At 64.4% G+C, this 3,663-nt stretch carries 5 protein-coding genes; 2 read left to right on the forward strand and 3 right to left on the reverse strand.

The genetic code is table 11. The features are described 5' to 3' along the window. On the forward strand, window positions 1–949 hold a 949-nt coding region (locus MKK69_RS22070), incomplete at its 5' end, for a porin (protein WP_243971471.1). Between the two features lie 1,091 nt (window positions 950–2,040). Here the strand turns inward: MKK69_RS22070 and MKK69_RS22075 are convergent. From MKK69_RS22075 to MKK69_RS22085, 3 genes are all read right to left on the reverse strand, one after another. Continuing rightward, window positions 2,041–2,583: a hypothetical protein gene (locus MKK69_RS22075; protein WP_243971472.1), complete on the reverse strand. Its 543-nt coding sequence runs from the start codon at window positions 2,581–2,583 to the stop codon at window positions 2,041–2,043. Between the two features lie 194 nt (window positions 2,584–2,777). After that, entirely contained in the window at window positions 2,778–3,005 is a 228-nt protein-coding gene (locus tag MKK69_RS22080; RefSeq protein ID WP_243971474.1) for an amino acid transporter, read from the reverse strand. Further along, a complete protein-coding gene (locus MKK69_RS22085) occupies window positions 3,002–3,235 on the reverse strand; it encodes a multiprotein-bridging factor 1 family protein (protein WP_243971476.1) in 234 nt (77 codons plus the stop codon). The genes MKK69_RS22080 and MKK69_RS22085 overlap by 4 nt, the downstream gene beginning before the upstream one ends. A 104-nt stretch (window positions 3,236–3,339) precedes the next feature. Here MKK69_RS22085 and MKK69_RS22090 point away from each other — a divergent pair, with 104 nt between their 5' ends. Next, the gene (locus MKK69_RS22090) at window positions 3,340–3,630 is read left to right on the forward strand and encodes a hypothetical protein (protein WP_243971478.1); all 291 of its coding nucleotides are present in this window, start codon (window positions 3,340–3,342) and stop codon (window positions 3,628–3,630) included. Window positions 3,631–3,663 lie beyond the last annotated feature (33 nt).

Below are 3,663 nucleotides of genomic sequence, written 5' to 3' on the forward strand. Positions count from 1 at the left end.
GCTGAACACGGGTAGCACGCAGAACTTCGGCGTGACCAACCAGCCGACCCCGATCTTCGTCGGCCCGAACCGCTACGGCAACATTGACAGCATCGAGCGCTCGCGTCTGCCCGACTTCGTCGGCGTTGTGCGCCTCGACCAGGCCTGGGGCTCGGCCCAGCTCTCCGCCGCCACCCACGAGCTGAACGTCGGCAACCTCTCGACCGCCGCCAGCACCGGCACGGGCGCCATCGTCGCCCCTGCCCATACCAGCAACGTCCAGGGCTTCGCGGTGCAGGGCGGCCTGAAGATTAACGCCCCGTTCATCGCGCCGGGCGACGCCCTGTACCTGCAGGGTGCCTACGGCGAGGGCGCGCAGCTCTACACCGGTTACTCCTCGTACACCGGCTCGTACACGCAGAGCACCACGACGATCCAGGGTCAGAAGTTCGCCCAGTACTTCGCTGACGCGACGGTCAATCCGTTCACGGGCCAGTTGCAGACCTCGACCAGCTTCACGGCGGTCGCCTCGTACCTGCACTACTGGTCGCCGGAATGGCGCTCGGCCTTCTTCGGCTCCTACGGCGAGCAGAGCTTCTCCAACAGCGCCCGTCTCGCCCAGGGTGCGATCTACAGCCTCGTGAGCGGTCTGGCCGGCAGCAACCCGTTCGGCTCCAACGCCGTTGGCGTCCCCGGCACCCGGTTCTACAACCTGAGCCAGGCGCTGCGCGACACCTATCAGTTCGTGGCCGGTGCGAGCCTGATCTGGTCGCCGGTGAAGGACCTCGATATCGGCGTCGAGGGCTTCTACACCCAGATCGGCCTGAAGAACGGCCGGGCGATCGATCTCGACAAGAGCCCGACCGCCTACGCCAACATCGCCGGCATCAACGCCGGCACCTTCGCCGTTCGCACCGCCACGCAGGACTCGGTCTCCCAGGTCCGCTTCCGCGTCCAGCGCGACTTCTAAATTCCCAGATCGGGACCGGTCGTTCTCCAAAGCGCCAGTCTTGATGTCCCCGTGCTAAGGGACCCCACCTAGCCCGGCCGAAAGGCCGGGCTTTTTGTTGTGCGGGTTCCATTACCTGATCGCCGCTTCACCGGCCCTGCCGCCTAGCGCTATGGCCAAAGAGATCCCTACCCGTCACGGCATTGTCGGATTTCTTGGAACAGAAGGTGGGACATGGCACGCAGGTGAAGACCTTCTGGAATGCTGTGACAGCCGCGGCTATGGTGACGGTAGCACCTCCGCCGGGTCAGAGCGTGTTGCGCTTTCCTCCGGTAAGCTTCGATAGTTCGGTCGTCCCGCGTTCCCGAGCTTCGGCCTCAGTGTTGGAGGAAATCGGTGCGTGGATCTTATGAGCGTTGTCGGAAGAGATTAGCAGCCACCGAAAGCGATGGGGCCGAAGCGAGCAGCGTCGGATCAGGACGCTGTATGTGGGCATGTAGCGTCTTGGCATGTCACCGAGAATGCCATCTCCAGCGATCGGAACAAGACGGTCACGGCGGCGCCTCACTGTCGTCCGCTTGAGAATGTGGGAAGCTGGCGCCTGCGGAGAGCAAAGCCTGCACCAGCGCATTCAACTGTGCGATCTTGACTGCTGGCTCACCGAGACTGGCCTCAGCCCGCAGCACGACGCTGATAGGTACCTTCGCTCGCGTTGCGAGTTTCCTAGAGTCCCAGCGGAGAGAGGAGCGCGCTGCGCGGAGTTGAGGACCGGTGATCACCCCTTCCGCTCCTGATCGTGTCTTTCCTCCGCCTGACCTTGCGGCGCCCGTCACCGTAGGGTCAATCGTGCCGTGCGGCTATGAAGTAGACGATCGCTCCTATGACCCCGATAGCGATCAGAACGCCGATGACCAGCCATACGTAACCTTTGATCACGCGTTCACCCCTTTCGGTCCCGGAACCGGATCCCGGCCCCGCTGCCGTCCTCAGGGATGAACTCCAGACCGGCGGTCATGGCACGAGGCCCACGAGCCCGCAGACGGCTAGGGCTGTGACGATCACGGTAAACCCCGCCAGCGAGACGGTGCCGCCGATCCGGGCCCAGCGCCGGCTCATGGCTGCTCTGGTGGCTGACGGTGCCTGAGAGGCAGGAACTTTTTATCGATGAACGCTCGAACGTACCCGTCTACGCCTCTTGCGAAGGGTGTGCCGTATATTTCAAGCCAGCCGTACTGCTTCATGTACGGTGTCGCCAAAATTAGCAGTTCAGTTTGAAGCCGGTAGGTTTTGTCGAGCGCCTGCGTGTACTCTCCAAATTGAGCGATATACACCTTTGCAGTCTGATCACTCGGGGCGGCCGGGCGCTCCATCATCATGCCCAGGGTTGCATACTCTTGGAACGCCAACTGTATGCGCTCACAGCACGCATCGACTTCGGGTGGGAATAGCAACCGCAGTTGGCGGCGAAGGCGGATGAACTGCCGACGTGCCTCTCCGCCATCGCTGTCCTCGGGCGTTCCGATCCTCAGCTTGCGACAGACGTCCCGCAGCGCTTCAATCGCGTCGTTCGTCGCGTCCCAGGTTTCAAACCGCCGGGCGAACAGATCGAACCGGAGCTTCCGCAAGGCGACGACAGCCTGGATCGCCGCAAACACAACCGCGGCCGCGCCGACTCCGGCGGCAGCCCATGCGGCGGAGAAGCCGCCGGGATCAGGGGGAGGAGAGACGGCCTACCGCCCGTGCTCGGCCGCGTCGCGCCGGTCCTGCTGGCCCGTGTACCAGTAGACGAAGCCGCCAGCCGCCGCGAGCAGCAGCGGGGCGATGATGGCAGCAGACACGAACCCGCCGGTCATTCCTCAATCCTCCGCAGAACCCTACGTGCTGCCAGATGTAGGCTGACGCTCATGAACAACCAAGCGGCCACCAGCAGGTTGAGATCCGCCAGGGGAATATGCGTGCTCGACGTGACGTAGGCCACGATCGGCGCGAAGCACCCGACGGCCAGTGCCGCCACCGCGGCCCCGTTGAACCATGTCGCCGTGATCTTGATCCGCTCGTTGTGAGCCGCCTTGTTCACGGCTGGCGCATCCGCACGCCGGCCCCGCCGCCGTTCTGCGGGATGAACTCGACGCCGGCCGCTTCGAGGGACTGCTGAATGGCAGAAAGATTGTTCGGCGAAGGCGTCCGACGGCCCTTCTCGAAATCTCGAATGGTGCTCTCGCTCAGGTTCGAGCGCTTCCCCAATTCCGCCTGTGACCAGTCGAGCAGCCCGCGGGCGGCTCGTGACTGTGCGGCTGTTAGAGACATCGGAGCTAATCCACGCTTTCCGAGATTTTTACACGGAAAGCGTTGACAGCCATCCGCATCCACGATATCCGTTTATCACACACGGTAATCGTGGAGCAAGCGATATGTCTCGCCGCACCGTCACCTGGACCGACATCGAGCGCGCCGGCCAGGACAGCCGCACCAAGATCCCCGCCGGCCTGCTCAGCGCCCGCGCCCTCATCCAGTTCGGCGCCCGCACCCGCCCCCTCGCCACCGCCGGCCAGTACGACCGCGCGGCGATCATGGCCGCCGCCTGCAAGGCCGCCCCCGGCATCATGGAGCGCTGCGGCGTCTCGCGCCGGGAGGCCATGTCTTCCGCTCTCAAGGCCGCTTGGCAGGTCGCCAAGGCCGCCCGCAGCGCCGCCGCTCACTGACCTTCTAACCCCGCCGGGCTGAGCCCCGGCTCG

The sequence above is a fragment of the Methylobacterium sp. J-026 genome, assembly GCF_022829585.1.
Taxonomy (GTDB): Bacteria; Pseudomonadota; Alphaproteobacteria; order Rhizobiales; family Beijerinckiaceae; genus Methylobacterium.

What these genes read in the sequence shown, in the direction of transcription:
- MKK69_RS22090 (WP_243971478.1), top strand. Translation starts at nt 3,340, where the DNA reads ATGTCTCGCCGCACCGTCACCTGGACCGACATCGAGCGCGCCGGCCAG.
- MKK69_RS22085 (WP_243971476.1), bottom strand. Translation starts at nt 3,235, where the DNA reads ATGTCTCTAACAGCCGCACAGTCACGAGCCGCCCGCGGGCTGCTCGAC.